The organism is Micromonospora sp. NPDC049089, assembly GCF_040648775.1.
Taxonomy (GTDB): domain Bacteria; phylum Actinomycetota; class Actinomycetes; order Mycobacteriales; family Micromonosporaceae; genus Micromonospora.
In genome coordinates, this window is sequence record NZ_JBEZEH010000156.1 from 1 (window position 1) to 17,749 (window position 17,749).

Here is a 17,749-nt window from a genome sequence, read left to right on the forward strand (position 1 = left end):
CCCGCCCGGCGGGGGGGCCCCGCCCGCCCCCGCGCCGGACGCCACCCGCGCCGGCCGATCATGCGCCGGACGCCACCCGCGCCGGCCGATCATGCGCCGGACGCCACCCGCGCCGGCCGATCATGCGCCGGACGCCACCCGCGCCGGGACGTCAGCCCGCGGCGAGCGCGGCCAGCTCCTCGTCGAGCAGGGCCGCCAGCCGGGCGGACCGGACGGGATGGCTGTGCGCGGTCATCCCGCGGCTGGGCATCTCCACTGTCATCAGCAGGTACAGGTGCAACCGGTAGAGACCGAGCCGGCGGCGTGCCGAGGCGTCCAGCACCAACGGTTCGGGCGCGCCGGCCTGGTAACCGCGCACCAGGGGATGCTCCGGCTCGTCCTCCACACGTCGGAAGAGCAGCGGCGAGACCAGGTCCAGCAGCGGGTCGCCGTAGAGGAACCGCTCGCCGTCCACCAGGCCGCGCAGCCGCAACCGGCCGTCCGCGTCGGGTGCCGCCAGCACGTTGCCGTCCCAGCAGTCGAAGTGCAGCAGCGCCGGTCGGCGCACCTCGTCGAGCACGTCGGCGTGCCGCCCCACCAGCGCGTGCAGCTGCTCCGGGGTCACCGGCAGTCGGACGTCCCAGTCGGCCGCGTCGGCCAGGAGCGCGTCGAGCATCGCCGTGAACGCCGCCCGCCAGGTCGGCCCGCCGGCCCGGTCGTCGTCGTACCCGAACCGCTCACCGGTCACCCCGTGCAACGCGGCGAGGGCCACCCCGAGGTCGTGGCGCGCCGGGCCGTCGTCGACGACGACACCGGCCTCGGCCAGGCCGGACAGCGACCGGCCGGGAAGCATCGTGGTGACCAACCACTCGCCGTACGCCGGGTCGGCGCCGCGCCACAGCACCGGGGGGACGGGCACCTGCGGTGCCCGCTGCGCGACGAGCCGAAAGTACCGCTCCTCGGCGGCGCAGAGCCCGCGCTCATAGCGCAGCAGCGGGGTTCCGGCCGGCGGAGCCAACTTCAGCACCACCCGACGGTCGTCGTCGAGCAGCGCCCACCAGACCGTCGCGAACCCGCCGCCGGCCAGCGGACCAGCGTCGCGGACCCGGGTGTGTGGGCCGAACGACGCAGCGATCAGGTACGCCACGTCGGCGCGCGTGAGGGGCCGCTGGGTCGGGCTGACTCCGGTCACGACGTCCTGTCACCTCGCCGTGCGCGTGGCGCGGAACCCGCGGTGGCACGGGTGGACCGGGGGACGGGACCGGCGGTGTCGCGGCGGACCAGCTCGGCGGGGAGCACCTCGACCCGGGGCGTCGGGGCTCCGACGCCGAGCACCAGGGACATCGCCCGCACACCCATGTCGACAAGGGGCAGTCGCACTGTGGTCAGCGCCGGGGTCACGTCCCGGGCGATCGGCATGTCGTCGAAACCCAGCACCGAGATCTGCTGTGGCACCGCCATCCCACGCGCGCGCAGGGTGGCGAGCGCGCCGATGGCCATCGAGTCGTTGAGCGCCACGACGGCGGTCAGCTCCGGGTCGGCGTCGAGCAGTCGGGCGGTGGCCTCCGCGCCACCGTCGCGGTCGAACTCCGCGTACCGGATGCGCCGTTCGGGCAGCTCGCGGCCCTGCTCGGTGAGGGCCTGCCGGAGGCCGGCGAGCCGGTCGGTGGTGGTGGTCAGGATGCGCGGGCCGGCGACCACGCCGATCGCCCGGTGCCCCAACCCGCACAGCTCCCGCCCGGCGAGGAAGCCGCCGGTCCGGTTGTCCGGCATCACCGCGTCGCCGGAGTGCTCGTGCCGGCCGATCACCGCCACCCGCCCGCCGGTGGCCTCGTACGCGGCGAGCTTCTCGTTGAGCTGCCGGGTGAACGCCTCGTCGTGGTAGCCCGAGCCGGCCAGGATCAGCGCCGCCACCTGGTGGCCGCGCAGCAGTTCCACGTACTCCAACTCGCGGTCCGGGTCCCGGTAGCTGTTGCAGATCATCAGCAGCCGGCCCTGGTCGGTGGCGACCCGTTGCAGCCCTCGCGTGATCTCCGCGAAGTAGGGGTCGGAGACGTCGTGCACGATCACACCGACAGCGCTGCGGTGCGAGCGGGCCAGTAGTTGGGCGTGCGCGTTCGGCACGTACTGCAACTCGGCGACGGCGGCGAGCACCCGTTCCCGCAGCTCGTCGGTGACCGGCTTGCTGCTGCCGTTGATGACGCGGGAGGCGGTGGCGGGTGAGACGCCCGCACGGCGGGCCACATCGGACAGGGTCGCCATGGCCCGCCCCCTCGATCTGTTGACGGCGTTTCGTCGTGCCGGCTAGCGTCACCGTACCGCAGAGAAAGCCCTTTCCCGCAGGGAGGCCCGGCCGTGTCCGATCGCTTCGCGGTACTTCAACTCGACGAACTTACCGCCCGTCGCTGCTCGTGTGGGACCACCCGCCGGGGCTTCATCGCCGAGAGCGAGGGCCAGGCCAGCGTGCATCTGCTCCAGGTGCAGGACGCGGTGACCCACCACCACCGGGTCGCCACCGAGTACTACGTCGTGCTGGCCGGTGAGGGCGAGATCGAGCTGGACGGCGTCCGTCACCCCGCTCGGCCGATGTCCGCGTTCCTGATCAAGCCGGGCTGCCGGCACCGGGCCATCGGCGACCTCACCGTGCTGCTGGTGTCACTGCCGGCCGCCGACGACACGGACGAGTACTTCGATGCGTGATCGGCCGGCGCCGCTGCCCGGTGGGGTCGGGGTGTCCCGGCTGCGCGTCTACGACACGGTGGCCACGGACGGCCTGGTCGGCGGCACCCCGCACGTGCACCTGTGCTGCACCGAGGGGTACGTGGTGACCGACGGGGAGGGCATGGTGCAGACCCTGACCACGGCCGGCTACCGGGAGACGCCGCTGCGACCGGGGGTGGTGGTCTGGTTCGAGCCGGGCACCGTGCACCGCCTGGTCAACACCGGCGGGCTGAGCATCGTGGTCCTGATGCAGAACAGCGGCCTGCCCGAGGCGGGCGACGCGGTGCTGACCTTCCCACCCGAGGTGCTGGCCGATCCGGCCGCGTACGCCGTGGCGGCGGCGTTGCCCGACGGGGGAGCGCCAGGGGCGGACGTGCGCGTCGCGTACCGCCGTCGGGATCTGGCGGTGACCGGCTTCCAGTCGCTGCGGTCCGGTGGTCCGGCGGCGTTGGCAGCGTTCCACGCCGCCGCGGCAGCCCTGCGCCAGCCGTTGCTGACGCGGTGGCGTCAGCGGTGGGAGGCCGGCGCGGGCCGCGCCGCCGCCGACACCGCCGCTCAGCTCGATGCCCTGGAGCGGGGGGATCCGGGACACCTGGGCGACGCCGGGGTGTACGTGGTGGACGCGCCGGTCGAGCGGGGCCGGTTGGGCATGTGCGGCCTGCTGGACACCTACCCTGCGGCAGGTTGACCGTCCTTTCGGGACGGCTGCCGAGGGCTGCCAGACATCGGTGGAAACAGATCGAGGAAAGGCCTTGCCCGGCGTGAGGGGGCCGCCTACGCTCCAGGAAAGCGTTTGCCTGATCCGCCGACCGGCCCGTTCCGTGGGCGTCGTGCCGGGCCCCGAGGAGGTTCCGCGTGACCGAGAACTCTTTGGACACGGCGGGTCGGCAGGCCGCCGCCGACCTGACCGGCGGTGCGCGAGCCGCCGCTGCCGGGCCCGGCGGCACCGATGCACGGCAGGCTCGTGACGGTGCGGATCCGTCCACTATGGCGAGAACGCCATCCGGGGGCGGCCGACCGCCGCGTCCCACGCTCGCTCGCCGGGCGGTGACCTTCGCCGACTCGCTCTGGCGCCCTGCGCTGGTGCTCGCGGTCTTCTTCGCCGCCTGGTGGTTCGTGGCGGCCCGCGAATACGTCCCGAACTACCTGGTGCCCACCCCCGGCCAGGTCTGGGAGACGATGACCACCCAGTGGTCCGAGCTGGCCCGGCACACAGTGGTCACCCTCTACGAGACAGTGCTCGGCTTCGTGCTCGCCGCCGCGTTGGGTCTGGTCACCGCTGTCGCCATCGCCTACTCCCGCACCCTGGACAAGGCGCTCTACCCGATCGTCCTGTTCGCACAGGTCATCCCGAAGATCGCCATCGCGCCGCTGCTGGTGGTCTGGTTCGGCCTCGGCCTCACTCCGAAGATCATCCTGGCGGTGCTCATCGCGTTCTTCCCGGTGGTCATCTCCGGCGTGGCCGGGCTGCGCTCCACCGACCCGGAGCTGCTCGACCTCGCCGCCACGATGGGCGCCGGGCACTGGCGCACCTTCCGCAAGATCCGCTTCCCGAACGCGTTGCCGCACCTGATGGCCGGCCTGAAGGTGGCCGTCACCCTCGCCGTGGTCGGTGCCGTGGTCGGTGAGTTCGTCGGCGCCAGCGAAGGGCTCGGCTACGTCCTGTTGCTGGCAAACGGCAACCTCGACGCCCCACTGCTGTTCGCCGACCTGATCCTGATGTCCGCCATCGGCATCGTCCTGTTCGTCCTGGTCGAGATCGCCGAGGCACTGCTCATTCCGTGGCACGCCAGCCGCCGGGCCGGCGTGTCCCTCACCACCTCCTGACCGACCCCATCACGGAGGCACCGATGAAACGCACCGCCACCACCATCCTGGCCACCGCCGCCCTGCTGGTCGCCGCCACCGGCTGCGGTGGGGACGATCCCGTCGGCAAGACCGGCGCGGACGGCAAGAAGCAGGTCACCCTCACCCTCAACTGGGTGCCCTACGGCGAGCACGCGCCCTTCTACTACGGCCTGCAGAAGGGTTACTACTCCGCCGAGGGCATCGACCTGAAGATCCTGCCCGGCAACGGCTCGGGCAACACCGTCAAGCAGGTCGCCCAGAAGCAGACCGACTTCGGGTGGGCCGACAGCCCGGTGCTGCTGAAGTCGGTGGCCAGCGGCATGCCGGTGCGCAGCCTCGGCGCGTACCTGGAGAAGGGACCCTCCTCGGTGGAGTTCTTTACCGAGGAGAACATCAAGACCCCGGCCGACCTCAAGGGCAAGACCGTCGGCGGCACCCCCGGCGACGCCCTCTACGCGACCTTCCCGGCCTGGCTGGAGAAGAACGGCCTCAAGAAGGACGACGTCAAGGTGGTCAACGTCGACGCCGCCGGCAAGATCGCCGCCTTGGCCGAGGGCAAGGTCGACGCCATCATGGGCTTCTTCCACGACCAGGCGCCCACGATCGAGAGCAAGACCGGCAAGAAGGTCGACGTGCTGCTGTTCGCCGACTACGGGATGAACCTGCTCGGCACTGGCCTGATCGCCAACACCCAGACCCTCCAGAAGGACCCGGAGCTGGTCCGCAAGTTCGTCAAGGCCACCCAGAAGTCCTGGGCCGACGCCGCCCGGGACCCGGCCGGCGCGGTGAGCGCGATGACGGTCCTGGCCGAAAACGAGCCGGCGCCCGAGGTGCTCACCAAGCAGCTCACCCTCAACATGCCGCTGATCGGCGCGGACGGCCCGCCCGGGGTGAACACCGAGGCCCAGTGGAGCGAGACCATCGACCTGATGTCCCGCTACGCCGAGCTGAAGGACCCCGGAGCGCCCAACGCGTACTGGGACTCCTCGTACGCGGCGCAGGGGTGACCCGGTGACCGCCGCGCCGGCAGCCACCGGCACCGCCATCGGGATGTCCGGGCTGACCGTCCGGTTCACCACCCGTCGGACGCAGACCACAGCGTTGGACGACGTGTCGCTGGACATCGAGCCGGGCGAGTTCGTCACGATCGTCGGCCCGTCCGGCTGCGGCAAGTCCACCCTCCTCAAGATCGTCGCGGGGTTGGTCAAGCCGACCAGCGGTGACGTGTCCCTGCTGGAGCGCCCGGTGCGCGGCCCGCAGAAGGAGATCGGCTTCGTCTTCCAGAAGGCCGCGCTGCTGGAGTGGCGCGGTGCGCGAGCCAACATCCTGCTCCAGGCCGAGATGCGCGGCATGGACCGGGCGCAGGCGGCCCGCCGCGCTGACGAGCTGATCGAGATGACCGGCCTCACCGGTTTCGAGAAGGCGTTGCCACACGAGCTGTCCGGCGGCATGCAGCAGCGCGTGGCGCTCTGCCGCGCACTGCTGCACTCCCCGCCGGTGCTGCTCATGGACGAACCGTTCGGCGCCCTGGACGCGCTGACCCGGGAACAGATGAACGCCGAACTGCACCGGATCTGGCGCGAGACCGGAACAACGGTGGTGCTGGTCACCCACTCCATCGCCGAGGCGGTCTTCCTCGGCACCCGGGTCGTGGTGATGAGTCCCCGGCCCGGCCGGATCATCCGCACCTTCCCGGTCGAGCTGCCGGCGCACCGCGACTACGCGCAGGTGATGTCGGATTCCCGCTTCGACCGGCTCGCCACCGATCTGCGTGGGTTGCTCGGCAGCGCGGCCGCCAACCACTGAGCGCGGATCGGCACGACCAGCACGACGGAAGGAACACCATGACCCGCAGGTCGATCGGCATCATCGTCAACGGCGTGACCGGAAGGATGGGCTACCGGCAGCACCTCGTCCGGTCGCTGCTGGCCATCCGCGAATCCGGTGGTGTGGCGTTGGCCGACGGCACCACCATCTGGCCGGAACCGGTCCTGGTCGGGCGCAACGAGACGAAGCTCCGGGAGCTCGCCGAGCGGCACGGGCTGACCGACTGGACCACGGACCTGACCTCGGCGCTGGCCCGCGACGACGTCGAGATCTACTTCGACGCGCAGGTCACCCAGCAACGGGAGAAGGCGATCCGGCAGGCCATCGAGGCCGGCAAGCACATCTACACGGAGAAGCCTCTCGCCGAGGACACCGCGGCGGCCCTCGACCTGGCCCGGGCGGCGGACGCGGCCGGCGTCCGCACCGGTGTCGTGCAGGACAAGCTCTTCCTGCCCGGTCTGCGCAAGCTCAAGCGCCTCATCGACGGCGGCTTCTTCGGCCGGATCCTCTCGGTGCGCGGCGAGTTCGGGTACTGGGTGTTCGAGGGCGACTGGCAGCCCGCTCAGCGACCGTCGTGGAACTACCGGAGCGAGGACGGAGGCGGCATCGTGGTCGACATGTTCCCGCACTGGCACTACGTGCTGGAGGAGCTGTTCGGCCGGGTCACCGCCGTCTCCTGCGTGACCGCCACCCACGTGCCCGAACGGGTCGACGAGGCCGGTCACCCGTACGCGGCCACCGCCGACGACGCCGCGTACGGCATCTTCGAACTCGACAGCGGGGTGATCGCGCAGATCAACTCCTCCTGGGCCGTGCGGGTGTACCGCGACGAGCTGGTGGAGTTCCAGGTCGACGGCACCGAGGGCAGCGCGATCGCCGGCCTGCGCAACTGCCGGGTGCAGCACCGGGCCCTCACCCCGAAGCCGGTGTGGAACCCGGACCTGCCGGCCACCGAGGACTTCCGCGCCCAGTGGGCCGAGGTGCCCGACAACGAGGAGTTCGACAACGGCTTCAAGGTGCAGTGGGAGGCTTACCTGCGGCACGTGGTGGCCGGCGAGCCGTTCCGGTGGGACTTCCTGGCCGGCGCGCGCGGCGTGCAGCTCGCCGAGCTGGGGCTGCGCTCGGCCCGCGAGGGTGCGCGTGTCGAGGTGCCGGAGCTGCGCTCATGACCGCCGAGGTGGTGTTGCCCGGTGGACGGCGGCACCGGCTGGCCGGGGGTGGCGGCTTCGCCCGACCGGACGCGCCCGCGACCAGTCGGATCGCGTACGCCGCCGCGCACGTGGTCGCCGACCCGGGCGCGGAGAACGTGCCGGGCGCCCCGGCGGCGGTGGACTGGGACACCACCCTCGCCTTCCGACGGCATCTCTGGTCGTACGGGCTCGGGGTCGCCGAGGCGATGGACACCGCCCAGCGGGGGATGGGGCTGGACTATCCGGCCACCCGGGAGCTGATCCGGCGCAGCGCCGCCGAGGCCCGCGCGGTCGGCGGTCGGATCGTCGCCGGGGTCAACACCGACCAGTTGCCCGCCGGCCCGGCCACCCTGGCGGCGGTCACGACCGCGTACGCCGAGCAGCTCGACGACGTCCGCGCCGCCGGCGCCCGACCGGTGCTGATGTGCAGCCGGCACCTGGCGGCCGCCGCACGCGGCCCGGAGGACTACCTGCGGGTGTACGACGAGCTGCTCAGCGCCGCCGACGAACCGGTGGTGCTGCACTGGCTGGGTCCGATGTTCGACCCGGCGTTGACCGGCTACTGGGGTGCGGTCGACCTGGACCTGGCCGCCGACACGGTGATCGAGCTGATCAAAACGCACCAGTCCACCGTGGACGGCATCAAGGTGTCGCTCCTGGACGCCGACCGGGAGGTCGCGATGCGCCGCCGCCTGCCGGCCGGGGTACGCCTCTACACCGGTGACGACTTCCACTACCCGGAGCTGGTCCGGGGTGACGAGGTGGGTCACTCCGACGCGCTGCTCGGCGTGTTCGCGGCCATCGCGCCGGCCGCCGCCGCCGCGTTGGCCGCCCTGGACCGGGGGGACCTGACGGCGTACGACGAGATCTTCGGGCCCACGGTGCCCCTGGCCCGGCACCTGTTCGCGGCGCCGACCTGGCACTACAAGACGGGGATCGTGTTCCTGGCCTGGCTGGCCGGGCACCAGGACCATTTCACGATGGTCGGTGGCGCGCAGTCCGGCCGGTCCCCGGCGCACCTGGCCACCCTGCTCACCCTGGCCGACGCGGCCGGGCTGCTCCCCGACGCCGACCTGGCCGCCGCCCGCGCCCGAGCGCTGTTCACAGTGGCGGGGGTGGCGCAGTGAGCGCGAGGCGTGAGCCGGCTGTGCGAGCCCCGCAGTCGCGAGCGGAGACCAGCCCAGCGAGCCTCGCCCGGTTCTCGTTCAACCAGGCGACCGCCCAGCGCTGGCCGTTGCCCGAGGTGGTGGCCGGGTGCGTGGCGGCCGGCGTGCCGGGCATCGGCCTGTGGCGGGAGCCGGTGGCCGAGTACGGGTTGGCCCGATCGGCGAAACTGGTCCGCGACGCCGGCCTCGCCGTCACGTCGCTGTGCCGGGGCGGATTCTTCTCCGCCGACGACTGGCGCGCGGAGAACCTGCGGGCCATCGAGGAGGCCGCCGCCCTGGGTGCCCCGGAGCTGGTGCTGGTCTCCGGTGGGCTGCCGGTCGGCAGCCGGGACATCGGCGGCGCCCGGCGTCGGGTCGCCGACGCGATCGGCGAGCTGGCACCGCACGCCGAGGCGGCCGGGGTACGGCTGGCCATCGAGCCGCTGCACCCGATGTTCGCCGCCGACCGGTGCGTGATCGCCACCCTCGGCCAGGCGTTGGACATCGCCGAGCGGTTCGACCCGGCGGTGGTCGGCGTGGTGGTCGACGCGTACCACGTCTGGTGGGACGACACGGTGTACGCGCAGATCGCGCGGGCGGGCGAGTGGATCGCCGCGTTCCAGGTGTGCGACTGGGTGACCCCGCTGCCGGAGGGGGTGCTGCTCGGCCGGGCGTTGCCCGGCGACGGCTGCATCGAGCTGCGTCGGCTTCGCGAGGCGGTGGACGCGGCCGGCTACGTCGGCCCGATCGAGGTGGAGGTCTTCTCCGCCGAGGTGTGGGCACGTCCGGGCGCGGAGGTGCTCGACGCCGCGATCGCCGGCTACCTGCGCCACGTTGCCTGACAGCCCCGAACGGCGGTGGCCGGCGGCGGTCGGCGCGTGGCTGGGCATCGGCACCGCACCCGCCACGCTGGTCCTCGGCGCGGCGATGGCTGCCCGACACGGTGGCGCGGTGCCGGTGGCCGGGCTGCTGGTCGGCGGGGCGCTGATGGCGGCCCTGCTCTGGGGGCAGGGCCTGATCGGGCTGCGTCGGCCGCTCGGCGACGGCGGGACGTTGACCGCGGTGCTGCCCGCGTACCTGGGGGACACCTCGCGGCTGCTGCTGGCGGCGGTGCTGGCCGTGTCGATGGTCGGGTGGAACGGGTTCAACGTCGGGCTCGGCGGGGCCTCGCTGGCCGCGCTGACCCACCTGCCCGGCTGGGCCGGGCCGGCGCTGCTGGAGGTGGCGGTCCTCGCTGTCTCCTGGGCGCCAGCCCGGCTCGGTAACCGGGTCGCGGTGGTCACCACGCTCAGCGCGGTGGTGCTGGTCGGCTGGTGCCTGACGGTGCTTCCACCACCCGGTGCCCCGGTCCGCCTCGCCGGCGGCGGGCTCGCCGACGCCGCCGCGCTGATCGGGTACGCGGCCGTGTTCGCGCTGCGCGCACCGGACTTCAGCGTGGGCCTTTCCCGAAGGCGGGACCTGGCCTGGTGCGTGGCGCTGCTGGTCGGGCCGGCGCTGCTCGGGGTGCTGGCCGGGGCCGGCCTGTGGCTGCGGACCGGCTCGGCCGACGTGGTCGCGCTGCTCGCCGCCGGCTCGGGGCTGGCCGCGTACGCGAATCTGTTCGTCGCGGTGGCGGTTTTCGCGGCGGCGCTGACCACCACGTACTCCGGTTCCCTGGCGGTGCGTGGCCTGGCTCCCCGCGTGCCGGCGCGGGCGGCGATGCTGCTCGTCGCGGTGCTCGGCGGGATGCTGGCGGTGGCGCGGTTCGACCGTCTGGTGCTGCAGTGGCTGACGCTGCTGGCCGCCGCGTTGCCGGTGCTGGTGGTGCCGATGGCGGTGGAAGCAGCGGCCCGTCGTCGCGGTCGTGTCCCGCGTACCGTGCCCGCCTGGTGCTGGATGCCGCCGGCGCTGCTCGCGGTGGCCTGCACGCTCGCCGGGGTGGGTGTCGCCCCGCTGCTCGGGCTGGCCCTGGCCGCGGCCTGCACGGTGCTCTGGCGCCGCCAGGCAGGCGTCGCCTAGGCCGCAGCGGGGATGGTGGCGTCGATGAGGTGCGGGCCCGGCTGGTTCAGTGCTGCGGAGAACTGCTCCGCGAGTTCCTCGGCGGTGCTGGCGCGGGTGGCGGGCATCCCGAACGCGTTCGCCAGTCCCACGAAGTCGATCTGAGGGTTGGTCAGGTCGAACAGTGGATTGGCGTCGGGGTTCGCCGGGCCCGGCTGCGTGCTGAAATAGCCCCACTCCTGGCGCAGGATCGCGTACCCGTGGTTGTTGAGGATCACGTTGGTGATGTTCAACCGCTCGCGTACCTGGGTCCAGAGCGCGGTGGCGGTGTACATCACGCAGCCGTCGGCCACCAGCGCCACCACCGGTCGGTCGGGTGCGGCGACGGCGGCGCCGACGGCCAGGGGCAGACCGTCGCCCATGGCGCCACCGGTCTGCATCAGCACGTCGTGTCGGGGAGCGCCGACGGTGGCGGCGGCGAGGGTCGTGCCGGAGCTCACGGACTCGTCGATGATGATGGCCCGTTCGGGTAGCAGCGCCGCGATGACGTCGGCCCAGTTCTGCAGGGTGAGCGCACCGGTGGGTAGGGTCGGTCGGTGCGGGTCGGTGACCTGGGGCGTCGCGTCCGGTGCCACCAGGTCGGCGAGCCGGACCAGCGCGGCGACGGCGTCCTGACCGACCTCGGCCAGGACGTGCGTCCGGGCCCCGTCGGGCACGAGGAGGCTCGGCTGGTCGGGGTAGGCGAAGAACGAGACCGGTGCCTTGGTTCCCGCGACGATGACGTGCCGCGTCCCGTGCAGTTGGTCGAGCACCTGGTCGGGATAGAAGCCGAGCCGGGGGAACGCGGGTAGGCCCGCCCCTCGTTCGACCCGGTTGGAGTAGAGCTCCTGGAAGACCCGTGCACCGGTCGCCGCGGCGATGCGGCCCGCTGCCAGCAGGCCGGCCTCCCGTAGAGCTGGTCCGCCGATCACCAGTGCGGTCGTCTCGCCGCTTCGAAGGGCCTCCGCGACCTGGGTGATCGTCTCCTGATCGACTGTCGGCGCCGGCCGGGGCCGTACGGGCGCCCCGGCCGCACCTCCCTCGGACCAGGACACGTCCGCCGGCATGATCACGGTGGCGATCTGCCCGGGTGGCTCCAGGGCGGCGGCGAGCGCGGCGGCGGCGTCCGGTCCGGCACCGGCTGCGTCCTCGGGGCGGCGGACGGGGCCGCGTAGCCATCCCGCCAGCGCGGCGATGTCGGAGTTCAACGGTGGATCGAAGGCGGTGTGGAACGTCGCGTGGTCCCCGACGATGTTCACCACCGGCGAGTTGGCGCGGCGGCTGTTGTGCAGGTTCGTCAGGCCGTACGCGAGTCCGGGCCCGAGGTGCAGCAGCGTCGCGGCGGGCTTACCCGCGATCCGGGCGTAACCGTCGGCCGCGCCGCTGACGACGCCCTCGAAGAGAGCGAGCACGCCGTGCAGTTCGGGAACCGCCTCCAGCGCCCCGACCAGGTGCAGCTCGGTGGTGCCGGGGTTCGTGAAGAGCACCTCGACGCCGCCGTCGACGAGCGTCCGCAGCAGTGCTTCCGCGCCGTTCACCAGTCACCCCGTCCCCGGTCGGATAAGTACTATTCAGATACTAAACTCGCATTTCGGACTCTTGCTGGTAGGTTCGGGGAACTAGCCCGCCAGGTAGAGAGGGAGCCTGATGGAGCGCGGATGGGCCGAACGGCGCTACCAGGCCCGGTGCCTGGACATCAGCATCGACCGCTCCTTCGATGACTTCCGGCGGCAGTACGAGCAGGCCGTCCCGGCCTATGACGAGGCGGCGTTCAAGGCGTTGGTGGCCCGCGACGCACCCTGGGACGACGTCCTTGCCCTCATGCGCGAACGGGCGCCGCACGACTTCCTCATCTACTGGAGCAGCGGCGACCTGCGACCGATGATGAACCTCGCGGGCGACACCAGGCACTGCGTCGAATACCTGATGGGCAACCACACCACGGCCGAGCGGATGTTCAGGTACGACCCGACGGTCATGCTGTACGCGCCCCTGCGCACCTTGATCAGCGACCGGCCGGACGGCGGAGCGCGGTTCGTCATCGAGCAACCCAGTCACGCGTTCGGCTCGTTGGGAGTGGACGCGATCCACGAGGTGGGCCTGGAACTCGACCGTGAAGTCGTCGCCCTCCTGGCGTACCTCAAGGTGCCCGTGCCGGCGGGCCTGTCCGACTAAGGCCTTTCACCGGGGTGTATGCCCTGCTCCCACGGCGTCCGGAAAAACATGATCTAGGCGCGGCCGGCGGAACGTGATCTTATACGCACCGGCGATCCGTAACACCGCGCAAACCATCGATTAACCATCGGCGGCTTAGGTGGGGGAGCGCTCCCATGAGCGGGTCGCGATCGATGAACAGCTCCACAAGGGAGCAACCGAAAGGAGCCTCGTGGCTACAGGCACGAGCGGAAACAGGCTGCGAAGACTGGCGATACCTACGCTGGTCGTCGCCCTGATCACCGGTACCACCGGTGTCGCGGGAACGGCGTTGGCGGCACCCTCGGGGTCGCCGGTTAACGGCAGTGGCGCCGGCTACTTCACCGCCGGGTCCGACAAGTCGGTCACCCTGACCGACGGGGCCGACCGCCGACCCGGCGGCAACCGCGCGGCCACGCCGAAGGCAGCCGTCGACGAGACCGGCCCCGGCATGTACGTCGTCGAGTTGGCCGAGGACCCGTTGACCACGTACACCGGTGGGGTGTCCGGTCTGGCGCGGACCCGCCCGGCGGCGGGCAACCGGCTGGACGTGACGTCCACGCCGTCGCAGGCATACCGCCGGCACCTCGACACGCAGCGGAGCGCCGTCGCCGCCGCGGCCGGGGTCACTGTCAACGCCGTCTACACCACCGCGTTCAACGGGTTTTCGGCGAAGCTGACCACCCAGCAGGTGAGCACGTTGCGGGCGGACAAGCGCGTCCGCGCCGTCACCGCCTCGCGCGCCCTCGGCACCCCCTCCGCGCCGCCCACCGCGAGCACGGCGACCGCCGACAACCCGACGCCCGCCACCCCCGGTGGCGCGGACCAGTCGGCACCGACGGACCGTTCCGGCCGGCCGGCCAAGCCCGGACCCGGCACCGGCGCGGGCATGGTGATCGGCGTCCTGGACACCGGCATCTGGCCGGAGAGCGCGTCGTTCGCCAAGACGATGCCCGCTCCCGCGAACTGGCACGGCACCTGCCAGACCGGTGTGGCCTTCGTGGCCGCGCACTGCAACGGCAAGATCGTCGGTGCCCGGTACTTCGCCGACTCGTGGCTCGCCGGCGGTGGCTCGGTGCCCGAGGGCGAGTTCCTGTCCCCCCGCGACGCGTCCGGGCACGGCACCCACACCGCCTCCACCGCGGCCGGCCTGCCCATCGCGAACGTCACGATCGACGGTCGCCGCTACGGTCCCGTCTCCGGGGTGGCGCCGGATGCCCAGATCGCCGTCTACAAGGTGCTCTGGGGTGGCATGGGCTACGACGCTGACATCATCGCCGGAATCGACGCGGCCGTCGCCGACGGCGTACAGGTGCTGAACTTCTCGATCGGTTCCGACCTCGGCGACTGGGAGGCCAACACCCCCATCGGCGTGGCGTTCCTCAACGCCTCGCTGGCCGGGGTCTTCGTCGCGGCGTCGGCCGGCAACACCGGCATCGTCAGTGGAGCCATCAGCAACGCCGCGCCCTGGGTGACCACTGTCGGCGCGGCGGTGACCAAGCTCGACGAGGCCACCGCCAAGCTGGGCGACGGCACCAAGCTGGTCGGCGGCTCGCTGGACGCCCTGCCTGGTGGAGGCGCACGGCCGCTGGTCTTCGGCGACCAGGCCGGCTCGCCGGATCTGGGCGCGGTCTACTGCGAGCCCGGAAGCCTGGACCCCGCCAAGATCAAGGGCAAGGTCGTCGCCTGCGCGCTGTCCGACATGTTCGGCTCCGCCGCCGAGATCAAGGCCAAGGGCGGGGCGGCGATGATGGTGTTCGACCCGGTCGGCAACTACCGGATCAACTCCATCTTCAACTTCCCGGTGGTCTACCTGCCGACCGAGAAGCAGGCCGGCACACTGTTCAACTACCTGATGCGCCACCCCACCGACGCGACAGTGTCGTTGCGCACCGGCGGCGACGGCTCCAGCGTCCCGGGCATCCCGAGCGTGGCTGACTTCTCCTCCACCGGCCCGGACAAGGTGACCCTCGGCGTCTTCAAGCCGGACCTGGTCGCGCCCGGATCGAACATCATCGCCGCTGTCTCACCGGCCGGCAACTTCGGGCGACAGTACGACGCGTACTCCGGCACCTCGATGGCCTCGCCGTACGTGGCCGGGGCGGCGGCGATCCTGCGCGCCACGCACCCGGACTGGTCACCCGGCGCGGTCGCCTCCGCGCTGCGCACCACCGCCACCGACACCGTTGGCACCAGCAGCCCCCTGGAGCAGGGCAGCGGCTTCATCAACCTGCCCCGGGCCACCGACCCGGGACTGGTCATCGAGCCCACCGCGGCCGAGCTGATCGAGTTCAGCGAGACGGCCGCGCCCGACGGCAAGGAACTCAACCTGCCGGCCATCTCGTTGCGCGAGTACGACGGGACCCGCCCGGTGAGCCTCACCCGCACCCTGACCAATGTGGGCAAGGCGCGGGAGACCTACCGTTCGTCGGTGTCCGGTCTGCCCGGCATGAAGGTCACCGTGTCGCCGGCATCGGTGACCCTGGCCCCCGGCAAGTCCGCGACGGTCACCATCACGCTGCGTCGAGGCAGCGCGCCGTGGGACCGGTACGTGACCGGGGCGATCACCTGGCAGGGTAAGGCCCACAGCGCCCGGATTCCGGTCGCTGCCCGTCCGTGGGGCATCGCGGCCCGGCCGTACGCGGACGACGGCGAGGAGTTCGCCCGGATGGCCAACGGCGCCTTCGGCATGGTCCAGCCGGGCTTCACCGGCCCGCTCGTCGGTCGCAGCACCGGTTACACGCCGATGCGGCGCACGTCGTACTCGATGCCGGCCGGCGTCTACGGGGGCGTGTTCGACCCGAGCGCCACCGGTGTGAAGAAGGTCGACTTCACGGTGCCGGCGAACACCGCCGGCATTGTCGTCGAGGCCAACACCGCTGATCCGAACACGAACCTCGATCTCTACCTGTACAAGGGCGACACCCTGATCTACAGCAGTGACAGGTACTGGACCAGCGCTGAGCAGGCGTACAAGTTCCTGCCCGAGCCGGGGCGCTACACCGCGTACGTGTTCGCACAGTACCCCGGTGCTCCGGTCGTCGACTTCGACCTGAGTCACGCCATCATCGGCCGTAACGCCAAGTATTCGGGCGCCACCCTCACGCTGCCCTCCACCTCGGAGCGCGGTCAGGGCTTCAACTTCACGCTGAAGCCGAACAAGCCGCTGGCCGAGGGTGACTTCTGGGCGTACACCGAGTACAGCACCAACGGCACTGTGGTCCCCGGCAACCTGGTCTACACCCAACAGAGTTCCTGGCAGTAACCGTTCAACCAGGCGTGGGGCGGTGCCAATGTGCACCGCCCCACCGTCATTTTCGATGCGGCCGGGCCGGTGCTCGCCGCCGTCCCAGACGGTGACGGCCGTGGTCACGCCTTCAGGTCAGCGGGTACGCGGTCAGGCGGTCGGCGAGTTGCTTCGGGTGGCTGAGCGGCACGCAGTGGCCGCCATCTATTTCATCCGGAACGACGCCGAGTCGGTCGGCGGCAACCCGGCGCTGGAAGTCCGCCGGGAAGAACCGGTCCTCGCGTGCGAGGAGCACCGTCGTCGGCACGTCTGGCCAGGCGTCCAGGGGCCACGGCTCGTCGCCCTCCGCGCTGACCTGGCCCCGGCTGTGTGATGCTGCCTCCGCGATGATCTCGGCCGGGACACCGTTGAAGAACTGCTCCTCCTCAGTGAGCCCTTCGGCGCTGCGGTAACCGGTGTTGGCCCACCAGTCACCGGGCCTCTCGCCAGGTCTGGGGACCATCGGTGTGAGCAGGACGAGCAGCCGTACCGGCAGCTTGTCGGCAATGAGCGGCGCGGTGAACGCACCGTACGAGTGCCCGACGACCACGAGGTCACGCCGGTCGCCGATCGCGTCGACGACAGTCCGGCAGAACTCGGCGAACCCCGCGGATGTGTCCTCGATCGGCAGTTCCGGTACTACCACGTCGTGGCCCCGGCTGGTCAGCTCGGGGACAAGGAGATGCCAGTCCCAGGCGCTGCCCCCACCGCCGTGGATCAGAACGAAAGTCGCCATGTCTCGTAGCCTCACACACAGGTACGACACGCGCCTCCGTCGGTGCCGATGCAGTGGATACGGGGCGAAGAAAGCGCTTCGGGACAGTCAGATCGAGGCTGAGGTCAGTAGGGTGCCGTCGTTGGGGTACCAGCCGCCCCGGAGGTAGGTCTCGGCGTGGCTCAGGTGACATCTACCGATCGCGAAGGAAGCCCGGCATGAGTAGCCCACGTGAAACGTTCCTCCGACTGGTGAACGGTGTCTGTGACGGTCCGTACGACGACCTGGCCGAGCTGTACGCCGAACAGACCCACGTGACGCATCCGTTCCACCCGCTCGACCCGCCGCCGCTGCGGAGCCGCAACGAACTGCACGAGCACTTCACCTCGCGGCCTCCGGTCGCCCGGACGCTGGTCCGTAAGCCAGTCGACGTGACAGTTCACGAGACTGCGGACCCGGAGGTGATTGTCGCCGAGTTCGCCTATCAGGGGCAGGTGGCCGAGACGGGTGAGGCGTTCACGGTGCCCTGCGTCTTCGTGATGCGTATCCGCGACGGGCTCATCATCGAGTCCAGGGATTACATCGACCCCATCGCCAGCGCGCGGGCCTGGGGTCAACTCGACAGCCTCCTGACCGCACTGCGTCCGCAAGAAGCACCCCCATCGAGGGCGTAGCCGTCGATCAGCCCTGGAATCGGCCGGCCGATGAGCGGCACGGCGATCAGGCCTGCTTGGTGGCGCCGGGGGGGGGGGGGGGGCCCCCCCCCCCCGCCCCGCGGGCGGGGGGCCGGGGGGGGGGGGTTTTGGGGGGGGGGGGGCCCCGCGGGGTG

General features: G+C 71.7%; 16 protein-coding genes. 12 read left to right on the forward strand and 4 right to left on the reverse strand.

All coding sequences use genetic code 11. From position 1 onward, the window contains the following. Positions 1-151 precede the first annotated feature (151 nt). Together AB0B48_RS23770 and AB0B48_RS23775 are read right to left on the reverse strand one after the other, a co-directional pair. Positions 152-1,171, reverse strand: coding sequence for an aminoglycoside phosphotransferase family protein (locus tag AB0B48_RS23770; RefSeq protein ID WP_357204989.1), 1,020 nt, complete (start codon positions 1,169-1,171; stop codon positions 152-154). After that, positions 1,168-2,241 carry a LacI family DNA-binding transcriptional regulator gene (locus AB0B48_RS23775; protein ID WP_357204992.1) on the reverse strand — a complete coding sequence of 358 codons (1,074 nt, stop codon included), beginning with the start codon at positions 2,239-2,241 and terminating at the stop codon, positions 1,168-1,170. The genes AB0B48_RS23770 and AB0B48_RS23775 overlap by 4 nt, the downstream gene beginning before the upstream one ends. 93 nt (positions 2,242-2,334) lie before the next feature. Here AB0B48_RS23775 and AB0B48_RS23780 point away from each other — a divergent pair, with 93 nt between their 5' ends. The 9 genes from AB0B48_RS23780 to AB0B48_RS23820 all read left to right on the forward strand — a co-directional run bounded on the left by AB0B48_RS23780 (position 2,335) and on the right by AB0B48_RS23820 (position 10,708). Further along, a complete protein-coding gene (locus tag AB0B48_RS23780) occupies positions 2,335-2,679 on the forward strand; it encodes a cupin domain-containing protein (RefSeq protein ID WP_355006751.1) in 345 nt (114 codons plus the stop codon). After that, on the forward strand, positions 2,672-3,388 hold the full coding sequence (locus AB0B48_RS23785) for a cupin domain-containing protein (protein WP_357204995.1): 717 nt from the start codon (positions 2,672-2,674) through the stop codon (positions 3,386-3,388). The genes AB0B48_RS23780 and AB0B48_RS23785 overlap by 8 nt, the downstream gene beginning before the upstream one ends. 167 nt (positions 3,389-3,555) lie before the next feature. Then, positions 3,556-4,527, forward strand: a complete 972-nt coding sequence (locus AB0B48_RS23790) for an ABC transporter permease (RefSeq protein WP_357204998.1) — start codon at positions 3,556-3,558, stop codon at positions 4,525-4,527. A 23-nt stretch (positions 4,528-4,550) separates the two neighbouring features. After that, entirely contained in the window at positions 4,551-5,555 is a 1,005-nt protein-coding gene (locus tag AB0B48_RS23795) for an ABC transporter substrate-binding protein (protein ID WP_357205001.1), read from the forward strand. Between the two features lie 4 nt (positions 5,556-5,559). Then, complete coding sequence (locus AB0B48_RS23800; protein ID WP_357205004.1) at positions 5,560-6,354, forward strand: ABC transporter ATP-binding protein; 795 nt, start codon at positions 5,560-5,562, stop codon at positions 6,352-6,354. Between the two features lie 38 nt (positions 6,355-6,392). Further along, a complete protein-coding gene (locus tag AB0B48_RS23805; RefSeq protein WP_357205007.1) occupies positions 6,393-7,544 on the forward strand; it encodes a Gfo/Idh/MocA family oxidoreductase in 1,152 nt (383 codons plus the stop codon). Further along, entirely contained in the window at positions 7,541-8,692 is a 1,152-nt protein-coding gene (locus AB0B48_RS23810; RefSeq protein WP_357205010.1) for a dihydrodipicolinate synthase family protein, read from the forward strand. Before AB0B48_RS23805 ends, AB0B48_RS23810 begins: the two co-directional genes overlap by 4 nt. A gap of 20 nt (positions 8,693-8,712) precedes the next feature. Beyond that, positions 8,713-9,552, forward strand: a complete 840-nt coding sequence (locus AB0B48_RS23815) for a sugar phosphate isomerase/epimerase family protein (protein WP_357205030.1) — start codon at positions 8,713-8,715, stop codon at positions 9,550-9,552. Beyond that, the gene (locus AB0B48_RS23820) at positions 9,545-10,708 is read left to right on the forward strand and encodes a hypothetical protein (RefSeq protein WP_357205013.1); all 1,164 of its coding nucleotides are present in this window, start codon (positions 9,545-9,547) and stop codon (positions 10,706-10,708) included. Before AB0B48_RS23815 ends, AB0B48_RS23820 begins: the two co-directional genes overlap by 8 nt. On the opposite strand, the gene AB0B48_RS23825 is transcribed toward AB0B48_RS23820, so the two are convergent. Then, positions 10,705-12,264, reverse strand: a complete 1,560-nt coding sequence (locus AB0B48_RS23825) for an acetolactate synthase large subunit (protein WP_357205015.1) — start codon at positions 12,262-12,264, stop codon at positions 10,705-10,707. The genes AB0B48_RS23820 and AB0B48_RS23825 overlap by 4 nt on opposite strands. A gap of 109 nt (positions 12,265-12,373) precedes the next feature. Here AB0B48_RS23825 and AB0B48_RS23830 point away from each other — a divergent pair, with 109 nt between their 5' ends. Together AB0B48_RS23830 and AB0B48_RS23835 are read left to right on the forward strand one after the other, a co-directional pair. Then, the gene (locus tag AB0B48_RS23830; protein WP_357205018.1) at positions 12,374-12,901 is read left to right on the forward strand and encodes a hypothetical protein; all 528 of its coding nucleotides are present in this window, start codon (positions 12,374-12,376) and stop codon (positions 12,899-12,901) included. 211 nt (positions 12,902-13,112) lie between these two features. Continuing rightward, a complete protein-coding gene (locus AB0B48_RS23835; protein WP_357205021.1) occupies positions 13,113-16,184 on the forward strand; it encodes a S8 family serine peptidase in 3,072 nt (1,023 codons plus the stop codon). A 112-nt stretch (positions 16,185-16,296) separates the two neighbouring features. Here AB0B48_RS23835 and AB0B48_RS23840 read toward each other — a convergent pair whose 3' ends face one another. Beyond that, entirely contained in the window at positions 16,297-16,941 is a 645-nt protein-coding gene (locus tag AB0B48_RS23840) for an alpha/beta hydrolase (protein WP_357205024.1), read from the reverse strand. 197 nt (positions 16,942-17,138) lie between these two features. On the opposite strand from AB0B48_RS23840, the gene AB0B48_RS23845 reads away from it, so the two are divergent. Continuing rightward, complete coding sequence (locus tag AB0B48_RS23845) at positions 17,139-17,594, forward strand: nuclear transport factor 2 family protein (protein WP_357205027.1); 456 nt, start codon at positions 17,139-17,141, stop codon at positions 17,592-17,594. The last annotated feature ends 155 nt before the right edge of the window (positions 17,595-17,749 follow it).